Raw genomic sequence first — 26789 nt, 5'->3', positions numbered from 1 at the left:
TCGCGCGTTTGCAGTCATTCCAATTCGTGTTGTATCGGGTCTATCGGCACTCGTATCGCCGCATCCCGTAGCAGCGCCACTGGGCGCGACGGCGTTACCGGCGAGGCTCCTCGCGCCCAGGGGGCGCTCCTACGTGGGTCGCTCGTCTCGCCTGTCGTCCGGTCACACAAGGCGCGACGCTACCGCACTGCGCGTCAGCGAACGCGATGTCCTGTTAATCCCTCGAACCTACAGGTCGCCGAAACGCGTCTGCAACGCCGCGATGGCGGCCAGGCCGGCGGTTTCGGTGCGCAGGATGCGTGGACCCAATTGCAGGCCGGTGAAACCGGCATCGGCCAGCGTGGCGCGGTCGCGTGGCGACCAGCCGCCTTCAGGCCCGATCGCCACGATCAGCCCCTGTTCTCCATCCGCACTCAGCGTGCTCAGGCGATGCTCGCCCTGCGGGTCCAGGGTCAGCCGCAGCGCCTGCGGGTCGCAGGCCTGCACTGCCTCTTGCAAGCCGAGCGGCGCAGCGACGGTCGGTACGCGCGCGCGGCCGGATTGCTCGCACGCGGACACCACCACGCTGCGCCAGTGCGCCACGCGTTTTTCCATGCGTGCCGCATCCAGCTTGACCTCGGTGCGCTCGGCATTGACCGGCACGATGGCCGCAACGCCCAGCTCGGTCGCCTTCTGCAGGATCAGGTCCATCTTCTCGCCGCGTGCGATGCCCTGCAGCAGGGTGATCCGCAACGGTGATTCATTGTGCAACGGCTCGACACGCTCCACCCGCGCACGCGCCTCGCGCTTGCCGGCCACGCTGATGCGGGCGTGGTAATCGCTGCCGTCGCCATTGAAGAGAATGCAGGCATCGCCCTCGCGCAGCCGCAGCACGCGTAGCAGGTGATTGGCGGAGGCTTCGGGCAGGGTGACGTCCTGGTCGCACTGCAGCGGCAGTGCCACATGCGAGCGGGTCAGGCGCATGCAACGGCCTCCTCGATGGCGTGGCGGGTGGTGGCCGCCAGCAACGCGAGTTGCGTCTCGTCCACGCAATACGGCGGCATCCAGTACAGCACATCCCCCAAGGGTCGCAGCACCACGCCGCGTGCCAGCGCCGCGCGATACGCTTTCAACCCGATCCGTGCTGCTGCAGGGAAGGGCGTGCGCTTGTCGCCACCCTGGGTCAGCTCGAACGCCACGATCATGCCCGCCTGGCGCACGTCTGCCACCGCCGGGTGTTCGCCAATCTGCGCAGCGAGCGTGGTCATGTGGGCAGCGGTGTGTCGATTACGCGCAATCACGTCGTCGTCTGCGAAGATCTGCAGGGTCGCCAATGCAGCCGCGCATGCGAGTGGATTGCCGGTGTAGCTGTGCGAATGCAGGAATGCGCGTTCGCGCGAATCGTCCAGGAACGCGTCGTACACCGCCTGCGTGGCCAGCACCGCCGCCAACGGCAGGAAGCCGCCGGTCAGGCCCTTGGACAGGCACAACAGATCGGGCATCACCCCGGCCTGCTCGCAGGCGAACAAGGTGCCGGTGCGGCCGAAGCCGGAGGCGATCTCGTCCGCAATCAGGAACGCGCCATGCGCGTCGCACAGTTCGCGTGCGCGACGCAGATAGGCCGGGTGATACATGCGCATGCCGCCGGCGCACTGCACGCGTGGCTCCAGGATCAGCGCGCAGATCTGCCCGGGCGAGCGTTCGAACACGGCCTGCAAGGCATCGGCGGCCTGCAGCGCGTACTCCTCTGCGCTCTGGCCGGGCTCGGCCAGGTAGGCATCGGGCGAGGGTGCAAAGATCGATTCCAGTAGGAGCGGTGCGTAGACGCGCCGGTACAAGGGAATGTCGCCCACCGACAGCGCGCCGATGGTTTCGCCGTGGTAGCCGTTTTCCAGCGCGATGAAACGCGTGCGGCCGTGCTCGCCGCGGTTGTGGAAGTAATGGAAGGCCATCTTCAAGGTCACTTCCACGCCGGCAGAACCATTGTCGGCATAGAACACCTTGGACAGCGGCGCGCGCCCGGCCTGGCGCGGTGCAATCGCCAGCAGGCGCTCGGCCAGCTGCACTGCCGGCGCATGCGTGAAGCCGGCCAGCATCACCTGTTCCAGCGTACCGGCCTGCTGCGCGATGGCTGCGCCGATACGCGGTTCGGCATGGCCGAACAGGTTGGTCCACCAGCTGCTCACCGCGTCCAGATAGCGGCGGCCATCGTGGCCGATCAGCCAGGCACCCTCGCCGCGGGCGATCGGCACCAGCGGAAGCGTGTGCGGGTGCTCGCGCATCTGCGTGCATGGGTGCCACAGCACCGCAAGATCGCGTTGTCGCCAATGATCGGCAGCTTCGGAGGCTGCCGGGTCTGCTAGGATTTCGGGCTCATGAACATGTCGATGCATCCGCCTATTCTATCGGCCCGCTCCGCGGCTGCGTGCTGCGCATGAGCCCGCGTCTGCCGATCATCCACAAGACCACCGATCTGGGCGAAGGGCCGTTCCGGCGCCAGCAGCTGGATCTGGAATTTTCCAACGGCCAGCGCCGCATCTACGAACGCCAGCTCAGCCAGGGCCATGGCGCGGTGGTGGTGGTGCCGATGCTGGACGCACAGACCGTGTTGCTGGTGCGCGAGTATGCCGCCGGCGTGCACCGCTACGAGCTGGGCCTGGTCAAGGGCCGCATCGATGCCGGCGAGACACCCGAGCAGGCCGCCGACCGCGAGTTGAAGGAAGAAGCCGGCTACGGCGCGCGCCAGGTGCAGGTGCTGCGCGCGATGACGCTCGCTCCTACTTATATGAGTCACCAATCGTGGCTGGTGCTGGCGCGCGATCTCTACCCCGAACGCCTGCCCGGCGACGAGCCGGAAGAGATGGACGTGATCCCCTGGCCGCTGGCACGCCTGGACGAGTTGATGCTGCGCGACGATTTTTCCGAAGGCCGCTCGCTGGCGGCACTGTTCATTGCGCGCGAGTGGCTGGAGCGCAACCCATGATCCGCATCCCGATGGAATTGCGCGAAACCGTGATCGCCATCGCCCGCGAGGCCGGCGATGCCATCATGCAGGTGTACGCACAGGACTTTGCGGTCCAGATCAAGGACGATGCCAGCCCGCTGACCCAGGCCGATCTGGCCGCCAACCGCGTCATCGTCGAAGGGCTGCGCCGGATCACCCCGGACGTGCCGGTGCTGTCGGAAGAATCCGCGCACGTGGCATGGGCGCAGCGCCAGCACTGGACCAGTTACTGGCTGGTCGATCCGCTCGATGGCACCCGCGAATTCGTCAAGCGCAATGGCGAGTTCAGCGTCAACATCGCGCTCATCCATATGGGCGCGCCGGTGCTGGGCGTGGTGCAGGCGCCGGTGGATGGCCGGGTCTGGTATGCCGCGCGCGGCGAGAACGCCTACCGCCGCGATGGCGATCGCGACGAGATGCTGCAGACGCGCACGCCGGCTGCGTCACCTCTACGGGTGGCGGCCAGCCGTTCGCACCGCGATGCGCGCACCGCCGCCGCGTTGGAGCGCATGGGCGAGATCGACGTGGTGGCGCAAGGCTCGTCCTTGAAGTTCTGCCGCATCGCCGAAGGCGATCTGGATGTCTACCCACGCTTCGGCCCAACCTCCGAATGGGATACCGCCGCGGGCCAGTGCGTGCTGCACGCCGCCGGTGGCGTGCTGCTGGCCGGCGCCAGCGGCAAACCGTTCCGCTACAACCGTCGCGACACCTTGCTCAATGGCGATTTTATCGCGCTGGGCGACCCCAATCTGCCGTGGCGCGATTGGCTGGCATGAGCGTGCCCATCGGTCGTGCCTGTGGCGCGCGGCTGGCAGGCAGGGCCGTCATCGGCTGACCGCTACACTTCGGTAGCTTCCCTGCGTGGCATCGGTTGCGGCGATCGGCGCTGCAGCGCACCGTGCCGGTGGGTCGCCGACGGCGCTTTCCCCACATCCCGTTTCAGGAATCCTGCATGTCCCAGACCCCCTCCACCGGCGATCTCCAAGGCCTGCTGCAGTTGATGGCGCGCCTGCGCGACCGCCAGCATGGGTGTCCCTGGGATGTGCAGCAGACCTTCGCCAGCATCGCCCCGTACACCATCGAAGAGGCCTACGAAGTGGCCGACGCGATCGATCGCAACGACCTGCCGGGACTGCGCGACGAACTGGGCGACCTGCTGCTGCAGGTGGTCTTCCACGCGCAGATGGCGGCCGAGCAGGGCGCGTTCGGGTTTGCCGATGTGGTCGCCACGCTCAGCGACAAGCTGGTGCGTCGCCACCCGCATGTATTTGCGGCGCAGGCAGCCGATGACGCGCAGGCGGTCAGCGCCAATTGGGAGCAGATCAAGCGCGACGAACGTCGCGCCGCCGGACACCTCGACGACTCGGCGCTTGCCGGCATCGCTCGCGGCCTGCCGGAGTGGCAGCGCTCTACCAAGCTGCAGTCGCGCGCGGCACGGGTCGGGTTCGACTGGCCGGGCCCGGCGCCGGTGCTGGAAAAACTGCAGGAAGAAATCGAGGAACTGCGGGTGGAATTCGCGCGCGGCCCAGTGGCCGACAACCAGGCGCGCCTGGAAGACGAACTCGGCGATGTCCTGTTCGTCTGCGCCAACCTGGCGCGGCATGCCAAGGTCGACGTCGGCGCCGCGCTGCGGCATGCCAATGCGAAATTCGAACGGCGCTTCCGTGCGATGGAAGCCCGCGCGCAGGCGCAGGGCACGGCACTGGACGCGCTCTCGTTGAGCGCACAGGAAGCCTTGTGGCAACAGGTCAAGCGGGACGAAGCGGCCGCAGCCCCGATGCCCGATTCCGACCCTGTGGCACGCCGATGAACTCCGCGCCGGGCACGCTGCTGCTGTTCGTCGCTACCGCCGTGGCCGAGCTGGTGGGTTGCTACTTACCTTATCTATGGCTGCGCAAGGGTGGCAGTGCGTGGTTGCTGCTGCCCACTGCTCTTAGCCTTGCGCTGTTCGTGTGGCTGTTGAGTCTGCATCCCACCGCCAGCGGACGCACCTACGCGGCCTACGGCGGGGTCTACATCGCCAGTGCGCTGCTGTGGTTGTGGTGGGTGGACCGCATCACGCCCACACGCTGGGACCTGCTCGGTGCCGGCTGCTGCCTGTTGGGCATGGCGGTCATCATGTTCGCGCCACGCAACGCCTGAGCCGGGGAGGCGCTGCTCGCGCACGCCGTCCTATGCCGGTGCGCGACGGCAGGGGCGGCGCCGCGCAGCGTTGTCCGTTGCCGCCGGTGTGGTGTGTGCAGCGGGTGCATACTTCGCGCAGGACCGACTCGTCACTGCAAAGGGGCTGCACATGTTTCCAACTTCGTTTCTGGCCATCGCCGTGCTGGTGGCCGGCGTCATCGTGTTGTTCAAGACCGTACGCATGGTGCCGCAGGGATTCCAGTGGACGGTGGAGCGCTTCGGCCGCTACACCCACACCATGAGCCCCGGGCTGCACTTCCTGGTGCCGGTGGTCTACGGCGTGGGCCGCAAGATCAACATGATGGAGCAGGTGCTGGACGTGCCCAGCCAGGACGTCATCACCAAGGACAACGCGGTGGTGCGCGTGGACGGGGTGGTGTTCTTCCAGGTGCTGGATGCGGCCAAGGCCGCCTATGAAGTCTCCAACCTGGAAATCGCCACGATCGCGCTGGTGCAGACCAATATCCGCACGGTGATCGGCTCGATGGACCTGGACGAATCGCTGAGCCAGCGCGAAACCATCAACGCCCAGCTATTGAGCGTGGTCGACCAGGCCACCAATCCGTGGGGCATCAAGGTCCCCGCATCTAGAGCGTGTTATGGGCGTTGAGACGAGTGCGAAGCGTCCTGTGGCGCGTCGAGATAAGGCGTGCGCTGCAGCCCAGGCTGGTGGCCTGGGCAAAGCGCGCAACGCAGTATCGGCGCGCCACAGGGCGCTTGCCGGAGGGTTGGCCGTCAGCGGCACGGAGCGTGCGCCGCGCGGCTTGCCTTGGCGCCAGCCAAGCCAGCGCCACGCAGCATCCGCTCCGCACCGCTGACGGCCAACGCATCTCATCTCAACGCCCATAACACGCTCTATATCCGCGACATCCAGCTGCCGCGCGACCTGATCGATTCGATGGCGCGGCAGATGAAGGCCGAGCGCGAAAAGCGCGCGCAGATTCTCGAAGCCGAAGGCTCGCGGCAGTCGGAGATCCTGCGTGCCGACGGCGAGAAGCAGGCCGCCGTGCTCGAAGCCGAGGGCCGCAAGGAAGCCGCCTTCCGCGATGCCGAAGCACGCGAGCGCCTGGCCGAGGCCGAAGCCCGTGCCACCCAGGTGGTGTCCGATGCGATCGCCAACGGCAGCGTGCAGGCGATCAATTACTTCGTCGCACAGAAATATGTGGAGGCGTTCAAGGCGCTGGCCACCGCACCCAATCAGAAGTTCGTGCTGATGCCGATGGAATCCAGCGGCATCATCGGCTCGATCGCCGGCATCGCGGACCTGGCGAAGGAGGCGCTGGCCAAGCCCGATACCGCCGGTGTACGCGTGCCGCCGATGCCGCCGCGCGCAGGAGTCTGAGCCATGCGTTGGGATGTGGTGGTATGGGCGGTGCTGGCGCTGCTGTTGATCGCCGCCGAGACCTTGGTGCCGGGTGCATTCCTGTTGTGGATGGGGATTGCCGCGGCGGCGGTATGCGTGCTGGTGCTCGCAGTGCCGGGCATGTCGCTGCTGGTGCAGATCGTGGCGTTCGTGCTGCTCAGCTTCGTGTCGGTGCAGGTCTATCGCAGCTGGTTTCGCGGCAAGGGGCGGCAGAGCGACCGTCCCTTGCTCAACCGGCGCGCCGAGCAATTGATCGGCCGCCGCGTGCTGCTCGATCAGCCCATCCACGATGGCCGCGGTCGCGCCAAGGTCGACGACGCGTTCTGGGTGGTCAGCGGTCCGGAGCTGCCGGCCGGCGCACCGGTGCGTATCGTCGGTGTGGATGGCATGACCTTGCTGGTGGAAGCGGCCGGCTGATTGGTGTGCAGCGGTCCCGTGCTGCGCTGGATGTTGCAGTGCGGGGTGGCAGTGTCAGGCGTGCGCGCCTTGGAGTCCGGCTGTGCGTCTGCACGGCTTGCCCGCAAGTGCGGCCGGGCGGCGATAATGGGCGTCTTTCCCTTGGACCGGCGCTCATGACCCAGAAGACCATCCTCAACGACACCCATCGTGCGCTCGGCGCCAAGATGGTCGACTTCGGCGGCTGGGACATGCCGATCCACTACGGCTCGCAGATCGACGAACACCACCAGGTGCGTCGCGACGCCGGCGTGTTCGACGTCAGCCACATGACCGTGGTCGACCTGCACGGCGCGCGCGTGCGCGAGTTCCTGCGTTACCTGCTGGCCAACTCGGTGGACAAGCTCAAGGTCGCCGGCAAGGCGCTGTACACCTGCATGCTCAACCCGCAGGGCGGGGTGATCGACGACCTGATCGTCTATTTCATGCGCGAGGATTTCTTCCGCCTGGTGGTCAATGCCGCCACCCGCGAAAAGGACCTGCAGTGGATCGGCGCGCAGGCCGCGCGCTTCGAGGTAAAGGTGGAAGAGCGCGGCGACTTCGCCATGGTGGCGGTGCAGGGCCCCAACGCGCGTGCCAAGGTCATCGCCTTGCTGGACCCGGCCGACACCGCGGCTGCCAGCAAGCTCGGCCGTTTCGCCGCGCTGCAGACGCGCTCGCGCGATGGTATCGACCTGTTTCTTGCGCGCACCGGTTATACCGGCGAAGACGGTTTCGAAATCGTGCTTCCGCAGGACGCGGCGGTCGCATTCTGGAATGCGCTGCTCGCGCAGGGCGTCAAGCCGGCCGGCCTGGGCGCGCGCGACACGCTGCGATTGGAAGCGGGCATGAATCTTTACGGCCAGGACATGGACGACGCGGTCAGTCCGTTCGAAGCCGCGCTGGCCTGGACGATCGCCCTGGATGAAGGCCGCGACTTCATCGGCCGCGACGTGCTCGAATCGCAAAAGGCGCAGGGCGCCCCACGCCAGATGATCGGCGTGGTGATGGACGAGAAGGGCGTGCTGCGGCACGGCCAGACCGTGCTCACCGCGGCCGGCCAGGGCGAGATCCTGTCCGGGACCTTCTCGCCCACGCTGGGCAAGGCAATCGCTTTTGCACGCGTGCCGGCCGGCAGCATCGACGACCTGCGCGTGGACATCCGTGGCCGCCAGGTGCCGTTGCGCGCGGTGAAGTTTCCGTTCGTGCGCGAAGGCCAGGCGCAGCCCGGCGTACTTGGCGAATGAGCCGGGTGATGTCGGCTGCAGACCAGTCGGCATCCTGTAACCGCATGCAACCCAGCCATGCCGACGCGCGTGCACCTGTCTCATCGCGCGGTCTAAACTAGCCACCTGTCCCCAACCCCAAGTTTCCCCGGAGCACACCCATGAGCGAGATTCCTGGCGACCTCAAGTTCCTCAAATCCCACGAGTGGGCCCGCGTCGAAAGCAACGGCCGCGTCACCGTCGGTATCTCCGACCACGCCCAGGGCTTGCTGGGCGACCTGGTCTATGTCGAACTGCCGGGCGTCGGCGACACCGTGCAGGTCGGCAACGGCGCGGCGGTGGTCGAGTCGGTCAAGGCCGCCTCCGACGTGTATAGCCCGGTCAGCGGTACCGTGGTCGAGGTCAACAGCGCGCTGAGCGACAAGCCGGAGACCATCAACGAAGACGCCTACGGCGAAGGCTGGATCTTCGTGGTCGAACTTGACGACAAGGAAGAGCTCAACGATCTGCTGTCGCCGGACGACTACGCCGAGCTGCTCGAAGACGACGACCACTGAGTCCACCTCGTTTGCCGCAATACCGATGGCCGCTCTCCGAGCGGCCATTTTTTTGGGCGGCAGCGCTGCGCGATGCACGCGCTGGAGCGTGATCGAGTGGGCAATCGGACCTGCGCGCTCGGATCGACGCCATCGCTGCAGCCGGTGCTGCCGCGCGACGAGCTTCGCGCTTGCGTGCATCGTCGAAAGCACTCCGCGGCAGGAGCAGCTGGATGCCGCGTCGGATTTCTGGCGTGAGTCAGTCGTGAGGGTCTGGCGTGCGCTCGGTGAAAAGGTTTGTCGGCGACAACGCGCGTCGATGATCCTCTCCACCTCCCGCGCGTTGCCTTCGACGTCGCGCAAGAGCGCAAGCATGGCGATCGAATGACGCAATAAGTTTGCGCATTTCTGCTCGTGCGACGCCGGAAGTGGAGTTGGCGGATAAAAAATTTTCAGCTGGCGGACAGGCGGCGGGCGATGCCGCAACGCATGCCACGCTGTGCCGGCAATGCGGCTGCTCCAGCCGCGCACCTTTTCATCGCTTGCAGAAAACAGCGGAAAAGAAGTGTTTTTTTGAAAACGCTGTCGTGCTGGCGCGCGCCACGGACATGCCGCGCTTGCCGCGCGCGACGCACTTGCCCGGCGTCGATGCCGCACATTGCGATGGCTGGCTGAAAAAAAATTGCAAAAGAGTGTTGACAGTAAAAAAAAGCGTGATTAGGTTTCGCCCAGCAGACATTGCTGCGAAAGAGAGTGAGCAGAATCGACACCAAGCCGACCAGCTTGTTCAAGACGTCCGCCGAAGCACGATCGATGGTGGAGTCGGGTCCGCTTCTCTCCAAGAAAACAGCAGTCGTCCCGATCACGCACCCGTGTCGCCGTTCGATGCGGGTGTTTCTGTATCCGTCCCGTCGCGCATCACCTGCGGACGGTTCCCGACGACGGCATGCCGGCGCGGGGTTTGGTTCAACTGGGCGTTTCACCTCCATAGTTCACTGACGAGGAGCCAATTACATGGCCACTAAAAAAGCTGCGAAAAAGAAACCCACTGCCAAGAAGGCAGTGAAGAAGACCGCCGCCAAGAAGGCGACCAAGAAGGTCGCGAAGAAGGCAACCGCCAAGAAGGCAGTGAAGAAGACTGCTGCCAAGAAGGCCGTCAAGAAGACTGCCAAGAAGGCAACCGCCAAGAAGGCAGTGAAGAAGACTGCGAAGAAGGCAACCAAGAAGACTGCCGCCAAGAAGGCTGTGAAGAAGACCGCCAAGAAGGCGACCAAGAAGACAGCCGCCAAGAAGGCCGTCAAGAAGACTGCCAAGAAGGCCGTAGCGAAGAAGGCAACCAAGAAGGCGGCCACCAAGAAGTCCGCTGCCAAGAAGCCTGCCGCGAAGAAGGTCGCCAAGAAGAAGCCGGCCGTTCGCAAGAAGAAGGCCGCTCCGGTCGCGCTGCCTGCAACCCCGGCGCCGCTGATCTGATCTGCAACACCCGATCGCCGTAAACATCGAGCTCTCTCCCCGACGCCCAGCGGGGAGGGAGCTTTTTTATTGGGCGGCCCTGTTCAATTCCCAGCGTATCGGGCTCATGTCGCCAGGGAGGTCGAAGCGTGTCGTCTGCCTTCCCCCGCCTGCGGGGGAAGGTGCCCGAAGGGCGGATGGGGGCGTGGTGAGCGCGCTCCGCCGAGCCGCTGCAACAACTGCGCGGCTGTCCCGTGCGATGCCGCGAGCGCGCGCTTCTCGCATCGTCCTGGGTTACAACGTGGGGGCGGCCCGCGGCGTGTACGCGGGCGGTGCGCCGGGCAGAAACGACACAGGCGGCCGAAGCCGCCTGTGTGTGAGTCAGTGCCGGTGCAACGGCCGGCTCAGCGTGGCGAGGCCACCGACTTGCCGGACGAAACCCCCTTGCCCGCCGGATCGGGTTTGTCGGCCAGCATGTTCTCGCTGCCGAAGTCGCCATCCACATCGATATCCAGCCAGCGCTTGGCCGGCAATCCGAGTGCACGGTCCAGAATGGTCGGCATCATGCCGGAGGGCAGGCCGCTTTCGCCATTCCACATGATCGCGATGCCCAGGTCGCGCTCGGGCAACAGGGCGATCAGGCCGCGGTAGCCCTGCACGGCACCTGCGTGGAACACCACCTGGTGACCGGCGTAGTCGAATACGCGCCAGCCCAGCGCGTAGCTGGCGGCATCCACGCGCTCGTGGCGCCAGCCCGAGCGCATTTCGCCCGGGGTAGAGATCAGCGGTGCGTGCAAGGTGGCCAACAGCGGGGCGGGCAATACATCGGTGCGATGGCCGGTATGCGCGAGCAGCCACTGCGCCATGTCGCTGGCACTGGCATTGACGCCGGCGGCCGGTGCCAGGCGGTAGTAGGTGGGCTTGGGCGTCAACGCCACCCAGCCGTTGCGGCTGCGCACATGCGGGCGTGCCCAGTGCGGGCTGGCCTGGATGCCGGCCAGGCCCATGCTGGCATCGTTCATGCCCAGCGGTTTGAAAATGCGTCGCTCCACCGATTGCTCGTAGAAGCTGCCGGAGGCGGCAAACACCACATCGCCAACCAGACTGAAAGCGACGTTCTGGTAGGCATAGCAATCGCCCGGCGCACAGCGCAGCGGCGCGGCCGCCAGCTTGTGGCTGAGCGAGTAGTAGTCGGCGTTGGACTCGACGTCGCGGTCGTAGGCATTGCGGGTCAGGCCGACGCGATGGCTGAGCACTTCGGCGACGGTGAGGTGGCGGGTCGCCGCGGTGTCGCTGAGCTGGAAGCCCGGCACATAGTCGACCACCTTGCTGTCCCAGCGCAGCACGCCGTCGTTGACCAGCAGGCCGGCCATGGTGCCGGCGAAGGCCTTGGACAGCGAGGCCAGGCGAAACACGGTGTGGGCATCGACCGGTTGCGGATGATTGACGTCGGTAACGCCATAGCCGCGCGCGCTGAGCACCTTGCCGCCCTGCACGATGGCCATCGCCATGCCGGGCACGCGGTTGCCATAGGTCAGCTGGTCGGCCATCGATTCGAATGCCGCCACGTCGAAGCCGGCGGCGGGCGCCAACACGCTGCTGGCCGGCAACGACGCGCGGTACGCCAGCGGGGCAGTGGGAGACTGCGCGGGCTGCAACGCGTTGGCAATGGGCGCAGGCGTCTGTGCCGTGGAAGAGAGGGCCAGAGGCAATAACGCCCCAAGCAGCCCGATGGCCAACGGACGGAACCGTCGGCGCCTGCGCATTTCTGTCATGGTTGTCCCGCCTGTTCCACTGCTTGGAGCGATTCTAGCGCCGCGCTTCGCAATAGCACAAACTGCCAGAAGATGAATGGGCATCATATTGATCCTATTGACGATTTTGATTCGGAAATCCGGTCGTTGCGCGTGCCGGCAACGTAGTAGATGGCCTGTGTGTGGGCCTGTACGCGAATGCTGCAAGCCGCGTGCCGGGCGATGGCGCCATGACAGTCGCGTCCTGTTGCCGCTGGCCGTGCTGCGCTGCATCGGCTAACGTGCGCGCTCTTCCGCCGGGTGCTGTGGCTGCCATGTTCTTGCTGTCGGGCTCGTTCGTGCGGGGATGCTGACGCCATGACGCATTTGCCTGCGCCGCGTTATGCGCTTGGTCGGCTAAGCGCAGCACTGCGCGGTTCGCCGCCGCTGGCGTGGTCGTTCCTGTATTTCTTCTGCCTGCTGAGCGGCTATTACGTCTTGCGCCCGGTACGCGAGGCGATGGGCGCCTCGGCGGATGTGGAAGCGCTCTTTCCCACCGGCATGATCGCGTTCTTCGCCGCACACGGCATGCCGCTCAAGGACTTCACCTTGCAGGTGCTGTTTACCTGCACCTTCCTGATCATGGTGCTGGTGCAACCGCTGTACGGTGCGCTGGTCAGCCGCTACCCGCGGCGGGTGTTCCTGCCGGCGGTGTATGGCTTCTTCATCGCGACCTTGCTGTTGTTCTACGTGCTGTTCGACAGCGGCGTGCCTGGTCGCGGCATGGCGTTCTTCTTGTGGGTGACGGTGTTCAACCTGTTCGCGGTGGCGGTGTTCTGGAGCTTCATGGCCGATGTCTTCAGCAATGCCGAGGCGCGCAACTACTACGGTTACATCGGTGCGGCGGGCACGCTGGGCGCGTTTCTCGGGCCGGTCCTCACCCGCACCCTGGTGGAGCGGATCGGCATCGCGCATCTGATGCTGGTGTCGGCCGGGTTCCTGACGGTGTGCGTGGTGTGCGTGCTGCGGCTGCGGCTGTGGGCGGTGGCGCGCGAGCGGCAGTTCCGGCTGGATTCGGGCGAAGTGCCGATGGGCGGCGACGTGTTTGGCGGACTCAAGCTGATCATGCGCGAGCCGCTGCTGCGCTGGCTGGCGCTGATGACCCTGTTGGGCGTGGGCGTCGGCACCTTGCTCTATAACGAACAGGCTGCGTTGGTCCGCCGGCTGTATACGGATGCGGCGGCCAGTACGGCGTATTACGCCAGTATCGATCTGGCGGTCAACGCACTGACGCTGGTGCTGCAATTGCTGGTGACGCGCGCGCTGTTGTCGCGTTTCGGCATTGCGCCGGCGCTGCTGATTCCGGGTGTGGCCATCACCCTGGGCTACGCCGCGCTGGCCGCCTCGCCGTTGCCGATGATGATCGCGATCGTGCAGGTGATCACGCGCTCCAGCGAGTTCGCGCTCGCCAAGCCGGCACGTGAGACGCTGTACACGCGGGTCAATCGGCAATGGCGCTACAAGGCCGGTGCGGCGATCGATACGGTGATCTACCGGGGTGGCGACCTCAGCTTCGTGTGGATCCACAAGCTGGTCTCGGCCTTGGGCTCCAGTGCGGTGTTTGGTGTGGGCCTGCTGGCGGCGGTAGGCATGACCGTCGGGGCGTTTGGCTTGTTGCGGCAAGCGCGCAAGCTGCCTGCAGAGCGCGATGCGGCTGCGGAGCAGACCCCGGCCGGTTCGCCGCGCTGATCGATGGGGTCGCGTGCGCCTTGCCGATGGCGCAGGCAGATTGGGTAATCAACACAATCTGGCTGCGGTTGTGCGCGCTGGTCACACCCATGCATCGGAGTTGTCTGCGTTGCCTGGGTCCATCGGAGGTTGCCTGACCACGACTGTGAGCGCCCCTGCCGTGCCGGGCACGCCTTCTCGGCAGCGGCCAATCGCCGGCCTTTGAATGGGTTCCCCGGCAGAGGGAATGTCATCGCGGCTATGCTTGCCGCCACGTTCATTACTCCTGCCTGCCATGTCCCTGTTCGCCATCGTTGCCGGTCTGTGCGTCGCCCTGCTGCACGTCTACATCCTGGTGCTGGAAATGCTGCTGTGGACCCGCCCACTGGGCCTTAAGACCTTCCGCAATACGTTGGAGAAGGCACAGGCCACGCGCGTACTGGCGGCCAACCAGGGGCTCTACAACGGCTTTCTGGCCGCCGGCCTGTTCTGGGGCGCACTGGCCGAACGCGCGGACGTGCTGAGCTTCTTCCTGGGCTGTGTGGTGGTGGCGGGCTGCTATGGCGCCTACAGCGTCAACCGCCGGATCTTCTTCGTGCAGGCCTTGCCTGCGCTGATCGCACTGGCGCTGTTGTGGTTGCCGCTCTGAGCGAAGCCGTTGGCCGTCGTCCTCGGGCGCGCTAGCAGCAGACCTGTGCGCTAGCGCCACGCGTGTTCCGCGTGGCGTCATCGGCCTGCGAAGCCTGCGTTGCAGCGCGCCCGCCGTGCCCTCAAACGCAAACGGCGAGCCGAAGCTCGCCGTTTGTTCTTGCCTTGTCGACGAACGCCGAATCAGGCCGCTTCGCGCGGCTGCTGTGCCTGCGGCTTGTCGTAGAAGCTGGCAGCGCGCAGTTCATGCGGATCGAAGTCGTCCACGGTGATGGTATCCATCATGATCTCGCGCAGCTCTTCCAGCAGCTTGCGCTCGTCCAGCGTGAGCACGCCTTCGGCTACCGCTTCGTCCAGCTGTGCGGTGAACTCCAGCGCCTCGATGCCCTTGGTCTTGAGCGCCTTGAGGAACTTGCGCTCCACCGGCTCGGCCATCACCGCCTTGGTCAGGTAGCTGGCGATGCGGCCACCCGGGTTGTTGGCGCACGGGGTCAGGAACACGCCCTGTGCCAGGCGATCGCGTGCTTCGTTGGGAGCCATCAGGATCGAGGCCACGCGGTGGCCCAGGCGGTCGCCCGGTGCTTCGGCGCGGCGGCCCAGCGGGAAGATCAGCACCCACATCAACCAACCCACCGGGCGGATCGGGAAGTTGCGCAGGGCGGCCGACAACGCGGTTTCGATCTTGTGCACGCTGTCGTGGAAGGCCCAGGCCAGCAACGGCTGGTCGGTGGCCGGTGCGCCTTCGTCGTGGTAGCGCTTGAGCATCGCGCTGGTCATGTAGATGTGGCTCAGCACATCGCCCAGACGCCCCGACAACGACTCCTTGAACTTCAACTTGCCGCCCAGCATCAGCATCGACACGTCGGCCATGAGCGCCAGGTTGGCCGAGTAACGGTCCAGCTTGCGGAAGAAGCGGCGGGTGTAGGCATCGCCCGGCGCTGCGCCAATGCGTGCACCGGTCAGGCCGAACCAGAACGAACGCACGGCATTGGAGATGCCGAAACGGATGTGCCCGAACAGGCTCTGGTCGAACGCTTCCAGGCCGCGACGCGTGTCCGGATCCTGCGCTGCCTGCATCTCCTTCATCACCCACGGATGGCACAGGATGGCGCCCTGGCCGAAGATCAGCAGGCTGCGGGTCATGATGTTGGCGCCTTCCACGGTCACGCCGATCGGCGCGGCCTGCCAGGCGCGGCCGGCGAAGTTGCGCGGCCCCAGGATGATGCCCTTGCCACCGATCACATCCATCATGTCGCTCACCACTTCGCGGCCCATGGTGGTGCAGTGATACTTGGCGATCGCCGACGGCACCGACGGCACATCGCCGCGATCCACCGCCGCCGCCGTGGCCTGCGACAGCGCACTGATCGCATAGGCCTTGCCGCCGATCCGTGCCAGCGCCTCTTCCACGCCTTCGAAACGACCGACCGACAGGCCGAACTGCTTGCGGATGCGCGCATACGCACCGGTGACCACCGCCGCAGCCTTGCTGCCGCCGCTGGCAGTGGAGGGCAGGGTGATCGAACGACCCACTGCCAGACACTCGTTGAGCATGTTCCAGCCCTTGCCCACCATCTCCACGCCGCCGATCAACTGGCTCAGCGGGATGAACACGTCTTCGCCGTGGATCGGGCCGTTCTGGAACGGCGAGTTCAACGGGAAGTGGCGGCGGCCGATGTCCACGCCGGGCGTTTCGCGCGGCAGCAGGGCCAGGGTGATGCCGATGTCCTTCTTGTCGCCGATCAGACCGTCCGGGTCATACGCGCGGAAGGCCAGGCCGATCAGCGAGGCGACCGGTGCCAGGGTGATGTAGCGCTTGTCGAAGGTCAGCTTGACGCCGAGCACGTTGGCGCCGTTCCACTCGCCCTTGCACACGATGCCGTAGTCCGGGATCGAGGTGGCATCGGAGCCGGCAAACGGGCCGGTCAGGCCAAAGCACGGGACTTCCGCACCCACGGCCAGACGCGGCAGGTAATAATCCTTCTGCTCCGGAGTGCCGTAGTGCAGCAGCAATTCGCCGGGACCGAGCGAATTCGGCACGCCGACCGTAGAGCTGACCACGCTGGAGATCGAAGACAGCTTCTGGATCACCTTGTGGTGCGCCAGCGCGCTGAAACCTAGGCCGCCATACTGCTTGGGAATGATCATGCCGAAGAACTTGTTCTTCTTGATGAAGTCCCACAGCTCCGGCGGCAGGTCGGCGTGGACGTGGGTGATTTCCCAATCGTTGACCATCTTGCATAACTCTTCCACCGGGCCATCCAGGAAGGCCTGCTCTTCGGCAGTCAACTGCGGCTTGGGGTAATTGAGCAGCTTCTGCCAATCCGGGTCACCGGTGAACAGCTCCCCCTCGAAACCGACCGATCCGGTTTCCAGCGCAATGCGCTCGGTCTGCGACAGCGGCGGCAACACCTTGCGGAAGAATGCCATCAACGGAGTGGTCAACAACGGCTTGCGCAGGAACGGCAACAGCACCGGCGCAGACACCAGCACGACCAGCACGGCCGCAACGATGGTGGCGGTGAGATTGGCACCCAGCAGCCAGCACGCCACCAGCACGCAGGCGCTGATCGCAACCCAGGTGGCCAGGCGCATGCGGTGATAGGCAGCGATACCCGCCGCCAGGATGACGAGGAGGAACGGTGCAACGATGCTCATGGTCTTGCTCCAGTGACATGCTCGGTGATGTTGGACGCTGCGATGATGCCAACCGAGGGTAATGCGTCCAGGTACTGCAACACGGTGGCGGTAAACGTGGTGTTGTCGTCGCCGGCCAGCATGTGCGTGGCCTCGGGCAGATGCACATGCTGTGCATGCGGCACGATCGACAGGAACTCGGAAATGGTGGCCGGCGTGACCAGATCGCTGCGGCCGCCACTGATCAACAGCACCGGGCAGCGCACCTGTGCGGCGGCTTCCAGCAGAGCATGCTGCTGCAGCTGCGCATTCTGTCCGGCCAGTTCTTCGACCAAACGCGGATCCCAATGCCACTTCCAACGGCCGTCGTCGCGCTGGCGCAGCAGCGCCCGCAATTGGGTTGCCGTTTTGCGCGGCCGATGCGGCAGGTAATGGGCGATTGCATCGGCGGCGGCCTCCAGTGAGGCAAAGCCGTCCGGGTGCGCGGTCATGAAGCGCAGGATGCGCTCCACGCCGCTGGTATCCCAGCGCGGCGTGATGTCGACCAGCACGATGGCGCGAAACAATCCCGGCCAACGCGCTTCCGCAAGCAGGCCGAACAAGCCTCCCATCGAGGCGGCGACCAGCACTGGCGGTTCGGCATGTTCGCCCGCCACGACAATCAGGTCATCGGTGAACTGCGTCGGCGAGTAGCGCACCTCGGCGGCATTGAAACTCGAGTCGCCATGCCCGCGCGCATCGTAGGACAGCGCACGGTAGCCAGCCTGCGCCAACGCGCCTGCAGTCGTGTCCCACGCGTGCCGCGTCTGCCCGAACCCATGCGCCAGCACGACCGTCTGTGCGCGTTCTGCGCCTTGCACCGACACCGCCAACTCGGCATCGCCAGCGCTGATCAGCGGCGCAGACGCAGTGCGGGCGAGGGTAGAAGGAAGAGTGACCATACCTAATGGTATGGATGCGTTCCGCCGCCTGTCAATACTCTCTGGTATGGACGGTTAAGCCATTGAATCGTGGCGATTGTGCGTCGTTTTCGTGACGCATACTGCAACTGACCCAAGCGTATGGTTAAATCGCGGCATGAACGACATTACCGAATCCAGCCCCACCACTCCCCGCGCCAGTTCCGGCCGCGGCAACCGCCTCAGCGCAGACGACTGGGCGCAGGCTGCGCTGGACCTGATCGCCGAGCAGGGCGTGGGCGCGGTCGCCGTAGAACCGTTGGCGCGCCGGCTCGGCGTTACCAAGGGCAGCTTCTACTGGCACTTCCCATCACGCGACGCACTGCTGCAGGCGGCCCTGGAACGCTGGGAAATTTTCGAACAAAAGGAAGTGTTCGGCAGCCTGGAAGATGTTCCGGACCCCAGTGCCCGCCTGCGCGCGTTGTTCCAGTTGGTCGCGCATGAGGTCAAACCACACGTTATCTATAGCGAACTGCTCAAGGCGCTCGATCACCCGGCAGTGCGTCCGGTCATCGACCGCGTCTCGCAGCGCCGCCTCGATTACCTGATCGCCTCGTTCCGCCAGGCCGGCCTGTCCCGCACCGACGCCCAGCACCGCGCCCGCCTGGCCTACGCCGCCTACGTCGGCTTCCTGCAGCTTTCGCTGCAACTGCAGCAACCCAAGCAGGCCCGGGAAGATTTCGAGGCCTACGTCGAGCATGTGATTCAGACGTTGATTCCGGGCTAAACGCAGCACCGATATCCGCTTGGGCTTGCTTGATCTATCGCTGGAGCGCTTGCTCGGAAATTCGTAAGTTTTTGTTTTTAAAGATAATTCTTTCGTTATGCTTGGGGCCGCTTGCCTCAAGGCCGTGGTTTGCAGCTTTAGCGGCAGCTGTGCAGGGAACTTTAGCGATCTCCAACGGCGCTTGAGAAAGTTAAGCTCGCCCTGAATTCACGGAAAGACAATTTCTTGTTAACGCATCTTTAATTTTTCCAACTTGATAGCTACTATCGGCTCCACCTTTCGTTTTGGGTTCGCTTTTTCGATCCCTCGAACGGTTGTTCATCACGCCACTACCAAGATCTTGGAGAGAGAGCTCAATGATTTACAAGACCAGCAAGCTTCGCGACGCGATTTCATTCGCCATCGCGGTTGGCGCTACTGCCTCTGCACTGCCTTCGATCGCCATCGCCCAGGACACCGGCGCGACCAACCTTGATCGTATCGAAGTGACCGGTTCGCGCATCCGCCAGGTGGATACCGAAACCGCTCAGCCGATTCTGACCGTCAGCCGCGCCGACATCGAGAAGCAGGGTTTCTCGTCGGTCGCCGACATCCTGCAGAACATCAGCGCAGTCGGCACGCCGCCGATCAGCCGCGCGTCGCCGCTGTCTTCCGGCGAAGCAGTCGGTGGTACCTATATCAGCCTGCGCGACCTGGGTGCAGCGCGTACGCTGGTCCTGGTCAACGGCAAGCGTCTGGGCATCACCACTGACGGCCTGCAGGACATCTCCACCGTTCCTGTCTCTTCGATCGATCGCATCGAGGTGCTGAAGGACGGTGCGTCCTCGATCTACGGTTCGGACGCGATCGCCGGTGTCATCAACATCATCACCCGCACCAATTTCGATGGCGCGACCGGCAGCGTTTACTACGGCCAGTACTCGCAGGGCGATGGCGAAACGACCAATGCCGACTTCGTGATGGGTGTGACCGGCGAGCGTGGAACGCTGACCGTCGGCATCGAATATGCCAAGGAAAACAAGGTTGCTGCTTCTGACCGTCCGTATTCGGAATTCCCGCGTTCGTCCAATCATCCGGACTTTGGCTGGACTGCCGTCGGTGAGTTCGGTGGATTCGTCAGCCGCCCGACGGATGCGCTGCCCAATGTTGCTTACCCTGCGGTAGCCACCCCAGCCAATCCGAATCGCGAAGTGCGCGTATTGGTGCGCGACGGCGGCAACCCGGACAACCCGGCGGACTACCGGGCCCAGAATACAGACCAGTTCGTTACGCAAGACAAGACCAATACCAACCGTTGGACTGACCTGCGCACCCCGCAGGAACGCCGCTCGTTGTTCGTGGACGGCTCCTATGATCTGACCGACAACGTCCGTTTTCGTACCAACGTGCTGTACAGCAATCGTGATTCCGAGCGCCAGATCGCGGGCTACCCGTACCAGGCACTCGCATTCGGTTCGCCGATGTCGGTGGATAGCGCATTCAATCCGCTCAATCGCGAAATCCCGAACTGGTGGCGTCGTACGACCGAAGTACCGCGCACCACGCGTGCGGAGCTGACCACGTATCGCTTCTCGGGCGCGTTTGACGGCTCGTTCAATGTTGGCGACCGCATCTTCGACTGGGATGTGGGTTACCTCTATAACAACAACAAGCTGGTGCAGAGCGGTTACGGCGATCTCAACCTGACCTCGTTGCGTGCAGCTGTGGGTCCGTCCTTCATCAATGCATCCGGCGTTGCGCAGTGCGGCTCGGCTGCTGCTCCGATCGCTCTGGCGCAGTGCGTGCCGTTCAATCCGTTCATCGCCGCTGGCCTGACCGGTCCGGGTGCACTGACCGGCAATCAGGCCCTGCAGGACTTCCTGATCCCCACCACGCACGCGACTGCAGACACCAAGACGAAGGTCATCACGGCCAACTTGTCGGGCAGCCTGTTCTCCCTGCCTGCTGGCGATCTCGGATTCGCCGTGGGCGCTGAGCAGCGTAAGGAAGAAGGTGAGTTCAGCCCGGACGCGCTTACACAGTCGGGTAACACTTCTGGCTTGGCCAACTTCCCTACCAGCGGAAGCTACAAGGTGGAAGAAGTCTATGCCGAGCTCAACGTGCCGATTCTGGCTGATCTGCCGTTCGCCCAGGAGCTGAGTCTGAGCCTGGCATCCCGGTACTCCGACTACAACACCTTCGGCGATACCGTGAACAGCAAGTTCGGTTTCAAGTGGAAGCCGTTCCAGTCATTGCTGGTGCGCGGTACCTGGGCCGAGGGCTTCCGCGCCCCGACCATTTCCGATCTCTACGGCGGCGGTTCGCAAAGTTTCGACTTCTTCACCGATCCTTGTGACGTGCAGTTCGGTGCTTCCCGAAACAGCGCTGCTGTCCGCGCTCGTTGCGCTGCAGCACTGCCGGTCAACGCGGCTACCTTCCGTCAGCAGGCGCAGGGTTTCGTGCCGACCACGGCAGCCTCGTCGCAGACGCCACTGGCGTTCCTGTCCGGCTCCAATGACGAGCTGACACCTGAAACTTCCACCTCCAAGACCCTGGGTTTTGTATGGAGCCCGGGCTTCGTCAACGGCTTGAACGTGTCGCTTGACTGGTGGCAGATCCGCGTCGAAAACACCATCATCGGCGACACCGCCAATCTGATCCTCAACGACTGCTACATCAACGGTATCGCCGAGCGCTGCAACGCGTTCACCCGTGATCCCGTCACTGGCATCGTAAACACCTTGAACCGCACTTCGATCAATGCGGGTTACCGTGAAGTCGAGGGCTACGACCTGGATCTGGGTTACCGACTGGCGACCGATACGGCCGGAACCTTCGGCGTCAAGTGGACGACCACCTACACCAGCCGCGACGAACTGGTCACCACCCGGAACTCCGTCACCAATCCGAACCCGTTCACGGGTGTAGGCTGGGCCGGTACGACGACCGGTACCCATTTCCGCATTCGCTCCAACGTCGCACTCAATTGGGATAAGGGCGACTTCGGTGCCAGCTGGACGGTGCGCTACTTCTCCGGGCTGAAAGAAGCCTGCCTGAATGCGGCTCAGTTCCCGGACGAGTGCAGCGATCCCAACTACCGCGCTCCGAACAATCAGGGCGTTTCGGTGGGTAACCCGACCAACGAGCGTGGCGCCACCGTCTTCAATGACGTCCAGGTGCGTTGGAATGCCCCGTGGAACGCGACGATTTCTGCCGGCGCCAACAATGTGTTCGACCGCGTTGGTCCGACCCTGTATAGCCAGCCGAGCTCCAACGTGTCCTACTTCGGCGGCTTCGACATCGGTCGTTTCCTGTACATGCGTTACACCCAGCGTTTCTGATAGGCGTTTGATCGTTTGACCTAAGCTACGCCCCCGATCTCGGGGGCGTAGCCGTTTATGGGCCTTGGTCAGGCGGACCGGGGCATTGTCCTGGGCGGATATTGAAGGTGCCGTTGCCGAATCAGTATGCGGTGAGCATGCTCGCCAGCAGAACGGAAAGCACTCTGACTGATTGGGTATGCGGCGTCTGAAATCGTTTGGTCGATGGTCCCATAGCCCCGCTTGCCCGGCAGCCAGATAGGCCCAGCAGTTAGATAGAAGGCGTAAGGCAGTGCGGGACGTTTTAACCGTGCAGGCTGATTGCGATGCTGGTGCGCTGCCGATGACGGGCAGCGTCACGCCACGCCATGCTGGAATCCTGGCCAAGCGTCACTTCGCTGCGTGCAGCTCAAGGCAAAGTAGAAAACCCTGTACTGGGATCGAGCGACTTTTGAGGTCTTCGAGAAAGGTTCAGTATTGCGTGGAAGCAGTGACAGTCGGCCAGAAAAGTGCGTGCCTGATTTTCCATTGCTTGACGGCTTGCGATACCAGATGCGCTTTCCCAATACCTGGCGACGCGCCCTGAGGGCAGCTGTTACCAAACAATTAGGTTCTGCAGGTACCAAAACAAAAACGCCACCGTCTATGGCGGTGGCGTGATCGTTTGGGGCAGGAGGAAGGCTTACAGATCCTGCTCGTACCGGACGTACGGAACCGTGCCGTCACTGTTGCTGTCGTTGTTGGGCGCGAAGGGGTTCTTGCCGCGCGAGATGACGTTTTCGGCGCCGACGGTGAGCTGGCCGCTCCAGGGGGTGCGCCAGGTCAGGCCCAGGCCCAGGCCTTCCCACTTCTCGGGCTGGCCGGGAACGTCCACCACACGGCCGATGACGTTGGCGCTGAAAGCGCCGTAGCCGCCGCCAACGCTCAAGGTCTTGCTGTCCCATTGGTCGGCAATTGCCGGTGAGACGTCCGCCAACGGAACCAGCCGCGCACGGGCGTAGGTGCCGCCGATCGAGACGAAGCCTTCGCGGCCGATGTTCTTCTGGCCGAATACGGTCAGGTCGTTCTGTTCGACACGCGTCAGCGGTGCCTTGCCGGCGCCGATGAGCCAGGCAGGCAGGGTGTCGCGACCGGTGCCGGCAGTGACGCCGACACGGCCACCAGCGCGGTTGAAGCCCAGCGTTCCGGACACACGACGCGACGCGGCGGCGCTGTCTTCCTCGTCGTCGCCGATGCCGGCCAACAGGCAATGGCTGGCCAGCCCGCTGATATTGGTGCCGCGGCTGCTGTTGCACAGCAGGCCCAGCGAATCGCCGGAGGTCAGGCCGAACGCCGCATCCAGCGAGTTGCGACCGAAGTGCCAACGCGCACCGGCCTTCTGCTCACCGGTGGGCTCCAGATACAGGAACGCCTCGACCTTGCCACTGCCCTTGTTCCACACCGGCAGGATCGTGCTTTCGCGCACTTGCTGCGCCGACTGCGCGTACACACCCGTGGCTGCCGCAAGGGCAACCAGCAAAGCGAGCGGAAGGCGCAGAAGGTGTCGCATACCGGAGATCAGACCCAGGAGTGATTGTTAAGTTCCCGAGAGCGGGCAGGGAGAATGCTAGGGTGTTTATGATTATTTAACAAGTAGTCACGTTCCCCGGAACGCACCCGTAATGCTATCTATTGCAACCGTTCCGGCGCCTGCTGGGAGGGCTGCGCTGCACTGAAAAGTACGGCCAGATCGGTCAACGCAAAGTGATACTCACGGCCGCAGAATTCGCAGCGCACGTCCACGCTGCCGGTCTCTTCTGCTGCGGCGCGGGCCTCTTCTTCGCCCAGCGACTGCAGCATCGAGGCGACCCGTTCGCGTGAGCAGGAGCAGCCGAAACTGAGCGGCTTGCTGCCCATCAGCTGGGTATCTTCGTCGTGGAACAGGCGGTGCAGCAGGTCGTCGCCGGCGACCGACAGCAGTTCCGGCGCGCCGAGCGTGTCGAACAGGGCGCCGATGCGGGTCCAGCCGTCGGTGTCGCCTTCGTCGCCGGGCAGCTTCTGCAGCAGCAGGCCGGCGGCCTGATCCGGGCCGGCCGCCAGCAACAGGCGGGTCGGCAGCTGTTCGGACTGCTGGAAGTAGGTCTCGAAGGCTTCGGCCAGGTCCGGCGCCTGCATGGCGACCAGGCTCTGGTAGCGCTGCGGTTCGCGTGGGTCCAGGCCGGGGTTTTCGATGGTGATCGCCAGCAGGGCGGCCTCGCCCAGTTCGCGCAGGTCGGTCGGCGCATCGGCGCCGTCGGCCAGCTGCACGATGCCGCGCAAGGTGCCGGCGGCGGTGCATTCGGCGAACAGGGTGCGCAGCGTGTCGTTGCCGCGCAGCTGCACGGACAGGCGACCGTCCACCTTGGTGTGGCCGGTGAACAGGGCGGCCGCCACGGCGGCTTCGCCGAGCAGCTGGCGCGCGGCTGGCGGGTACGCGGCGGCGCCCTGGATGTCGTGCCAGGCCTTGGTCAGACGCACATGGACTCCGCGCACGCCGGCGGCAGGCAGCAGGAAACGGGACAGCTGATCGTGATCGGTCATGGAGACATCGGACGTAAGGGACGCCGGTTGCCGGATAATGCGGCAGGCATCGGGATCGAAGGTCGAAGCGAACTAATGGGGACGGATGCATTGGATGGCAAGCAGGGGACGCCACCGCGGCGCAGACGCTGGCTGCGCTGGCTATTGGCCGCACCACTGCTGTTTGCCGCCGCGAGCGTGTTGCAGGTGCTGGTGCTGCGGGTGGTCGACCCGCCGATCAGCAGCATGATGGTGGGGCGCTATCTGGAAGCGTGGGGCGAGGGCGACGTCGGGTTTTCCCTGCATCAGCAATGGCGCGACTACGAAAAGATCGCCGCCAGCCTGCCGATCTCGGTGGTGGCGGCAGAGGATCAGCAGTTCCCGATGCATCATGGCTTCGATCTGCAGGCCATCGAAAAGGCGCGCGATCACAATGCGCGCGGCGGGCGGGTGCGTGGCGCCAGCACGATCAGCCAGCAGGTCGCCAAGAATGTGTTCCTGTGGCAGGGCCGCAGCTGGCTGCGCAAGGGTCTGGAGGCCTGGTACACGGTGCTGATCGAACTGTTCTGGCCCAAGCAGCGCATTCTGGAGATGTATCTCAACGTGGCCGAGTTCGGCGACGGCGTGTATGGCGCGCAGGCGGCTGCCCGGCAGTTCTGGGGCAAGGACGCGGCCGGGCTGTCGCCGACCGAGTCGGCGCGTCTGGCCGCGGTGCTGCCATCGCCGCGGCGCTATGACGCGCGCCGGCCGGGCGCCTACGTGCAGCGGCGCACGGCGTGGATCCATCGGCAGGCACGCCAGCTGGGCGGCGCGGCCTATCTGCAGGCCAGGTGAGCATGAGCACGACCGACACCAGCGCCGCCCCTGCCGTTGCCGTTGCCGAGCGCCTGACCGTGGTGATCGCGGCTTATAACGAGGAAGCCAGCATCCCGTTGCTGCATCCACGGCTGTGCGCGGTGCTGGCACAGCTGCAGGGGCTGCAGACGCAGGTGCTGTATGTCGATGACGGCAGCACCGACGGCACCTGGGACGTGGTGCAGGCGCTGGTGCAGGCCGATGCACGGGTGGGTGCGGTGCGGCTGTCACGCAATTTCGGCAAGGAAGTGGCGGTCTCGGCGGGACTGGATCATGTGCTGCCCGGCGCGGTGGTCCTGCTCGATGCCGATGGCCAGGACCCGCCGGAACTGATTCCGGAATTCGTCGCGCTGTGGCGGGCGGGCTACGATAATATCTTCGGAACGCGCGTGTTCCGCGAGGGCGAGAGCTGGCTCAAACGCAGTGCCGCCCATGCGTTCTATCGGGTGATCCGGCGCCTGTCGCGCACGCCGATCCCCGCCGACACCGGCGATTTTCGCCTGCTGTCGCCGCGGGTGGTGCAGGCGTTGCAGCAATTGCGCGAGCGGCATCGTTTCATGAAGGGCCTGTTCGGCTGGGTCGGGTTTCGTCAGGTGGCGCTGCCGTACCGGCGCGCGCCGCGCCTGTCCGGGACCAGCAAGTTCACGGTCTGGCGGTTATGGAATTTTGCGCTGGACGGCATCACCAGTTTTTCCACGGTGCCGCTGCGGGCTGCGACTTATCTGGGCCTGCTGACGGCGCTGGCGGCGTTCCTGTTCGGGGGCTGGGTGGTGATCAAGGCGGCGCTGGTGGGCGACCCGGTCGCGGGTTGGCCGACGATGATGTCGGTGATCCTGTTCCTGGGCGGCATCCAGCTGATTGCGCTGGGCCTGATCGGGGAATACCTGGGCCGGTTGTACGACGAGGCCAAGCAGCGTCCGCTGTACCTGGTCGATACCCAGCGCGGCGCGGTGGGAGTAGGCTGCGATCACCAGACCAAGCGCGGAGCGGGCCATGCAGACCGTACGACAGCTGTTGGGGACCAAGCAGGTTGAGGTATTCGCCGTTGCGGCCGATGCCGCCGTGATCGAAGCGATCCGGCTGATGGCCGAGAAGGGCATTGGCGCGGTGTTGGTGATGGACGGCGCGCGGCTTGCCGGGATCGTGTCCGAGCGCGATTACGCGCGCAAGGTGGTCCTGCGCGAGCGTTCGTCCCACAGCACCAGCGTGGCGGAGATCATGAGTTCGCAGGTGGTGACGGTGTCGCCCTCGGACACCGTGGAGCGCTGCATGCAGCTGATGACCGACGGCCGCTTCCGGCATCTGCCGGTGGTCGAAAATGGGCGTGTGCAGGGAGTCATCTCGATCGGCGACCTGGTCAAGGCGGTGATCGAAGACCAGCGGCGCGATATCGATCAGCTGCAGCGGTATATCGCCAGCTGAGCCCATTGGTTCCCCGTAGCGGCGCTTGCCGGGTGGGGCTTTGCGGCCCCGCCACGAGAGCGCCCGC

General features: G+C 64.9%; 22 protein-coding genes and 3 pseudogenes. 17 read left to right on the top strand and 8 right to left on the bottom strand.

Annotated features, from left to right (window positions below; genetic code table 11):
* Positions 1-228: 228 nt before the first annotated feature.
* Both HG421_RS12800 and bioA read right to left on the bottom strand, forming a co-directional pair.
* Complete coding sequence (locus tag HG421_RS12800; protein ID WP_169706698.1) at positions 229-963, bottom strand: 16S rRNA (uracil(1498)-N(3))-methyltransferase; 735 nt, start codon at positions 961-963, stop codon at positions 229-231.
* Positions 954-2372, bottom strand: a complete 1419-nt coding sequence (gene bioA, locus HG421_RS12795; RefSeq protein ID WP_169706697.1) for an adenosylmethionine--8-amino-7-oxononanoate transaminase — start codon at positions 2370-2372, stop codon at positions 954-956. Before bioA ends, HG421_RS12800 begins: the two co-directional genes overlap by 10 nt.
* A 41-nt stretch (positions 2373-2413) precedes the next feature.
* Here bioA and nudE point away from each other — a divergent pair, with 41 nt between their 5' ends.
* From nudE to gcvH, 9 genes and pseudogenes are all read left to right on the top strand, one after another.
* Complete coding sequence (gene nudE, locus HG421_RS12790) at positions 2414-2962, top strand: ADP compounds hydrolase NudE (RefSeq protein WP_169706696.1); 549 nt, start codon at positions 2414-2416, stop codon at positions 2960-2962.
* Entirely contained in the window at positions 2959-3759 is an 801-nt protein-coding gene (gene cysQ, locus HG421_RS12785; protein WP_169706695.1) for a 3'(2'),5'-bisphosphate nucleotidase CysQ, read from the top strand. The genes nudE and cysQ overlap by 4 nt, the downstream gene beginning before the upstream one ends.
* A 176-nt stretch (positions 3760-3935) precedes the next feature.
* Positions 3936-4745, top strand: a pseudogene (mazG, locus tag HG421_RS12780) (nucleoside triphosphate pyrophosphohydrolase); the annotation flags it as partial.
* A gap of 44 nt (positions 4746-4789) precedes the next feature.
* Positions 4790-5125: a YnfA family protein gene (locus tag HG421_RS12775; RefSeq protein ID WP_169706694.1), complete on the top strand. Its 336-nt coding sequence runs from the start codon at positions 4790-4792 to the stop codon at positions 5123-5125.
* Between the two features lie 151 nt (positions 5126-5276).
* Positions 5277-5747: pseudogene (locus tag HG421_RS12770) on the top strand (SPFH domain-containing protein); the annotation flags it as partial.
* Positions 5748-6014: 267 nt separating this feature from the next.
* A pseudogene (locus tag HG421_RS21280) lies at positions 6015-6509 on the top strand (SPFH domain-containing protein); the annotation flags it as partial.
* Between the two features lie 3 nt (positions 6510-6512).
* Entirely contained in the window at positions 6513-6947 is a 435-nt protein-coding gene (locus HG421_RS21275) for an NfeD family protein (protein ID WP_064507390.1), read from the top strand.
* Between the two features lie 155 nt (positions 6948-7102).
* Positions 7103-8212, top strand: coding sequence for a glycine cleavage system aminomethyltransferase GcvT (gcvT, locus tag HG421_RS12760; RefSeq protein WP_169706693.1), 1110 nt, complete (start codon positions 7103-7105; stop codon positions 8210-8212).
* Between the two features lie 140 nt (positions 8213-8352).
* Positions 8353-8748, top strand: a complete 396-nt coding sequence (gene gcvH, locus HG421_RS12755; protein ID WP_169706692.1) for a glycine cleavage system protein GcvH — start codon at positions 8353-8355, stop codon at positions 8746-8748.
* 431 nt (positions 8749-9179) lie between these two features.
* Here the strand turns inward: gcvH and HG421_RS12750 are convergent, their stop codons facing one another.
* Positions 9180-9518, bottom strand: a complete 339-nt coding sequence (locus HG421_RS12750; protein WP_169706691.1) for a hypothetical protein — start codon at positions 9516-9518, stop codon at positions 9180-9182.
* Between the two features lie 223 nt (positions 9519-9741).
* Here HG421_RS12750 and HG421_RS12745 point away from each other — a divergent pair, with 223 nt between their 5' ends.
* Complete coding sequence (locus HG421_RS12745) at positions 9742-10197, top strand: hypothetical protein (RefSeq protein WP_029218708.1); 456 nt, start codon at positions 9742-9744, stop codon at positions 10195-10197.
* 383 nt (positions 10198-10580) lie between these two features.
* On the opposite strand, the gene HG421_RS12740 is transcribed toward HG421_RS12745, so the two are convergent.
* Entirely contained in the window at positions 10581-11915 is a 1335-nt protein-coding gene (locus HG421_RS12740) for a serine hydrolase domain-containing protein (protein WP_211161849.1), read from the bottom strand.
* Between the two features lie 372 nt (positions 11916-12287).
* On the opposite strand from HG421_RS12740, the gene HG421_RS12735 reads away from it, so the two are divergent.
* Together HG421_RS12735 and HG421_RS12730 are read left to right on the top strand one after the other, a co-directional pair.
* Entirely contained in the window at positions 12288-13658 is a 1371-nt protein-coding gene (locus HG421_RS12735; protein WP_169706689.1) for an NTP/NDP exchange transporter, read from the top strand.
* Between the two features lie 274 nt (positions 13659-13932).
* Positions 13933-14286: a DUF1304 domain-containing protein gene (locus HG421_RS12730; protein ID WP_169706688.1), complete on the top strand. Its 354-nt coding sequence runs from the start codon at positions 13933-13935 to the stop codon at positions 14284-14286.
* A 182-nt stretch (positions 14287-14468) separates the two neighbouring features.
* Here the strand turns inward: HG421_RS12730 and HG421_RS12725 are convergent, their stop codons facing one another.
* Positions 14469-16943, bottom strand: a complete 2475-nt coding sequence (locus HG421_RS12725; protein ID WP_169706687.1) for an acyl-CoA dehydrogenase — start codon at positions 16941-16943, stop codon at positions 14469-14471.
* Positions 16940-17863 (bottom strand): alpha/beta fold hydrolase, encoded by a 924-nt coding sequence (locus tag HG421_RS12720; protein WP_169706686.1) that lies wholly within the window; start codon positions 17861-17863, stop codon positions 16940-16942. The genes HG421_RS12725 and HG421_RS12720 overlap by 4 nt, the downstream gene beginning before the upstream one ends.
* A 136-nt stretch (positions 17864-17999) precedes the next feature.
* Between HG421_RS12720 and HG421_RS12715 the strand changes: the two genes are divergently transcribed.
* Both HG421_RS12715 and HG421_RS12710 read left to right on the top strand, forming a co-directional pair.
* Complete coding sequence (locus tag HG421_RS12715; protein WP_169706685.1) at positions 18000-18608, top strand: TetR/AcrR family transcriptional regulator; 609 nt, start codon at positions 18000-18002, stop codon at positions 18606-18608.
* Between the two features lie 356 nt (positions 18609-18964).
* Positions 18965-21928 carry a TonB-dependent receptor domain-containing protein gene (locus HG421_RS12710; RefSeq protein ID WP_169706684.1) on the top strand — a complete coding sequence of 988 codons (2964 nt, stop codon included), beginning with the start codon at positions 18965-18967 and terminating at the stop codon, positions 21926-21928.
* 661 nt (positions 21929-22589) lie between these two features.
* Here the strand turns inward: HG421_RS12710 and HG421_RS12705 are convergent.
* A complete protein-coding gene (locus tag HG421_RS12705; RefSeq protein WP_211161848.1) occupies positions 22590-23423 on the bottom strand; it encodes a hypothetical protein in 834 nt (277 codons plus the stop codon).
* Positions 23424-23575: 152 nt separating this feature from the next.
* On the bottom strand, positions 23576-24466 hold the full coding sequence (locus HG421_RS12700) for an Hsp33 family molecular chaperone HslO (protein WP_169706682.1): 891 nt from the start codon (positions 24464-24466) through the stop codon (positions 23576-23578).
* 75 nt (positions 24467-24541) lie between these two features.
* Here HG421_RS12700 and mtgA point away from each other — a divergent pair, with 75 nt between their 5' ends.
* The 3 genes from mtgA to HG421_RS12685 are packed head-to-tail and all read left to right on the top strand — an operon-like array spanning position 24542 to position 26722.
* A complete protein-coding gene (mtgA, locus tag HG421_RS12695) occupies positions 24542-25279 on the top strand; it encodes a monofunctional biosynthetic peptidoglycan transglycosylase (protein ID WP_169706681.1) in 738 nt (245 codons plus the stop codon).
* 2 nt (positions 25280-25281) lie between these two features.
* Positions 25282-26334, top strand: coding sequence for a glycosyltransferase family 2 protein (locus HG421_RS12690; protein WP_169706680.1), 1053 nt, complete (start codon positions 25282-25284; stop codon positions 26332-26334).
* Positions 26294-26722 carry a CBS domain-containing protein gene (locus HG421_RS12685; protein WP_169706679.1) on the top strand — a complete coding sequence of 143 codons (429 nt, stop codon included), beginning with the start codon at positions 26294-26296 and terminating at the stop codon, positions 26720-26722. The genes HG421_RS12690 and HG421_RS12685 overlap by 41 nt, the downstream gene beginning before the upstream one ends.
* Positions 26723-26789: the final 67 nt, after the last annotated feature.

Source organism: Xanthomonas campestris pv. badrii, from assembly GCF_012848175.1.
Lineage (GTDB): Bacteria > Pseudomonadota > Gammaproteobacteria > Xanthomonadales > Xanthomonadaceae > Xanthomonas > Xanthomonas campestris_C.
The sequence above is the reverse complement of the archived record's forward strand: the minus strand, read 5'-3'. Positions and strand labels throughout refer to the sequence as shown.

Excerpts from the sequence above, each read along its gene's own strand:
- HG421_RS12800 (WP_169706698.1), bottom strand. The coding sequence starts at position 963 with ATGCGCCTGACCCGCTCGCATGTGGCACTGCCGCTGCAGTGCGACCAG.
- bioA (WP_169706697.1), bottom strand. The coding sequence starts at position 2,372 with ATGCATCGACATGTTCATGAGCCCGAAATCCTAGCAGACCCGGCAGCC.
- nudE (WP_169706696.1), top strand. The coding sequence starts at position 2,414 with ATGAGCCCGCGTCTGCCGATCATCCACAAGACCACCGATCTGGGCGAA.
- cysQ (WP_169706695.1), top strand. The coding sequence starts at position 2,959 with ATGATCCGCATCCCGATGGAATTGCGCGAAACCGTGATCGCCATCGCC.
- HG421_RS12775 (WP_169706694.1), top strand. The coding sequence starts at position 4,790 with ATGAACTCCGCGCCGGGCACGCTGCTGCTGTTCGTCGCTACCGCCGTG.
- HG421_RS21275 (WP_064507390.1), top strand. The coding sequence starts at position 6,513 with ATGCGTTGGGATGTGGTGGTATGGGCGGTGCTGGCGCTGCTGTTGATC.
- gcvT (WP_169706693.1), top strand. The coding sequence starts at position 7,103 with ATGACCCAGAAGACCATCCTCAACGACACCCATCGTGCGCTCGGCGCC.
- gcvH (WP_169706692.1), top strand. The coding sequence starts at position 8,353 with ATGAGCGAGATTCCTGGCGACCTCAAGTTCCTCAAATCCCACGAGTGG.
- HG421_RS12745 (WP_029218708.1), top strand. The coding sequence starts at position 9,742 with ATGGCCACTAAAAAAGCTGCGAAAAAGAAACCCACTGCCAAGAAGGCA.
- HG421_RS12735 (WP_169706689.1), top strand. The coding sequence starts at position 12,288 with ATGACGCATTTGCCTGCGCCGCGTTATGCGCTTGGTCGGCTAAGCGCA.
- HG421_RS12730 (WP_169706688.1), top strand. The coding sequence starts at position 13,933 with ATGTCCCTGTTCGCCATCGTTGCCGGTCTGTGCGTCGCCCTGCTGCAC.
- HG421_RS12725 (WP_169706687.1), bottom strand. The coding sequence starts at position 16,943 with ATGAGCATCGTTGCACCGTTCCTCCTCGTCATCCTGGCGGCGGGTATC.
- HG421_RS12720 (WP_169706686.1), bottom strand. The coding sequence starts at position 17,863 with ATGGTCACTCTTCCTTCTACCCTCGCCCGCACTGCGTCTGCGCCGCTG.
- HG421_RS12715 (WP_169706685.1), top strand. The coding sequence starts at position 18,000 with ATGAACGACATTACCGAATCCAGCCCCACCACTCCCCGCGCCAGTTCC.
- HG421_RS12710 (WP_169706684.1), top strand. The coding sequence starts at position 18,965 with ATGATTTACAAGACCAGCAAGCTTCGCGACGCGATTTCATTCGCCATC.
- HG421_RS12700 (WP_169706682.1), bottom strand. The coding sequence starts at position 24,466 with ATGACCGATCACGATCAGCTGTCCCGTTTCCTGCTGCCTGCCGCCGGC.
- mtgA (WP_169706681.1), top strand. The coding sequence starts at position 24,542 with ATGGGGACGGATGCATTGGATGGCAAGCAGGGGACGCCACCGCGGCGC.
- HG421_RS12690 (WP_169706680.1), top strand. The coding sequence starts at position 25,282 with ATGAGCACGACCGACACCAGCGCCGCCCCTGCCGTTGCCGTTGCCGAG.
- HG421_RS12685 (WP_169706679.1), top strand. The coding sequence starts at position 26,294 with ATGCAGACCGTACGACAGCTGTTGGGGACCAAGCAGGTTGAGGTATTC.